General features: G+C 68.6%; 2 protein-coding genes and 1 other annotated feature. Both genes read right to left on the bottom strand.

The features are described 5' to 3' along the window. Positions 1–726: IS3 family transposase (locus ACZ5TL_RS39495; protein WP_468595600.1), on the bottom strand; the 726-nt coding region annotated here is incomplete at its 3' end. After that, positions 634–762, bottom strand: a sequence feature (AL1L pseudoknot). Its footprint overlaps the gene before it by 93 nt. Beyond that, positions 723–1040: a transposase gene (locus ACZ5TL_RS39490; RefSeq protein WP_468595599.1), complete on the bottom strand. Its 318-nt coding sequence runs from the start codon at positions 1038–1040 to the stop codon at positions 723–725. Its footprint overlaps the feature before it by 40 nt. The genes ACZ5TL_RS39495 and ACZ5TL_RS39490, both read right to left, overlap by 4 nt. Positions 1041–1092 lie beyond the last annotated feature (52 nt).

Here is a 1092-nt window from a genome sequence, read left to right as displayed (position 1 = left end):
GCTGTTGAACGCCTCGGCCAGGGCGTTGTCGTACGAGTCGCCCTTGGAGCCGACCGAGGCCACGGCGGCCTCATGTTCGAGACGCTCGGTGTAGCGCAGAGCTCGGTATTGGACTCCGCGGTCCGAGTGGTGCGTGAGGCCGGTGAGATCGGCGCCGGTGTGCCGGCGGCGCCAGATCGCCATTTCCAGTGCGTCGAGGGCGAGGTCGGTGTAGAGAGAGGTGGCGACCTGCCAGCCGACGACCATGCGGGAGAAGACGTCGATGACGAAGGCGGCATAGATCCAGCCGGAGAAGGTGCGGATGTAGGTGATGTCCGCGACCCATAGCTGGTTCGGCGCGCTCGCGGTGAACTGCCGCTCGACCAGGTCGGCGGGCCGGTCGGTCTCGGGTGCTGGGCGGGTGGTGCGTGGGCTCTTGGCCCGGATCACCCCGCGCAGACCGGCCTGGCGCATGAGGCGTTCGACCGTGCATCGGGCCACCTCGAATCCCTCTCGCAGGAGGGCGGCGTGGACCTTGCGGGCCCCGTAAACGCCGTAGTTGGCCTCGTGGATGCGGCGGATCTCCTTGGTGACTTCCTCGTCTCGCAGGCTGCGGGCCGAGGGCGGGCGGGTGCGGGCGGCGTAGTAGGTGCTCGGCGCGATCGGCGCGTCCGTCTCGGCGAGGACATCGCAGATCGGCTGGACGCCGAACGTCTCCTTGTACTGGTCGATGTAGGCGACCTTCATCGCAGTGGACGGTCCAGCTCCGCGGCGAAGAAAGCCGAGGCGGACTTCAAAATCGCGTTCGCCCGCCGCAGTTCCTTCACCTCCCGCTCCAGCTCCGCGATCCGTGCAGCGTCGGTACTGCTGGTGCCGGGCACGATGCTCTCGTCGGTCTCGGCCCGCTTGACCCAGCCGCGCAGGGCCTCAGGGTGCACGTCGAGCTGGTCGGCGATCCGCTTGATCGCACCGGCCCGGCCGGCGGGGTCCTTGCGGGCCTCGATCGCCAGCCGCGTCGCACGCTCGCGCAGTTCGTCGGGGTACTTACGGGGAGCAGCCATGATCGGCATCCTTCCGGGTCTTCGATGTCTCCATCAAACCCGGGGCGGTTCA

Source organism: Streptomyces sp. NPDC033136 (assembly GCF_055578235.1).
The sequence above is the reverse complement of the archived record's forward strand: the minus strand, read 5'-3'. Positions and strand labels throughout refer to the sequence as shown.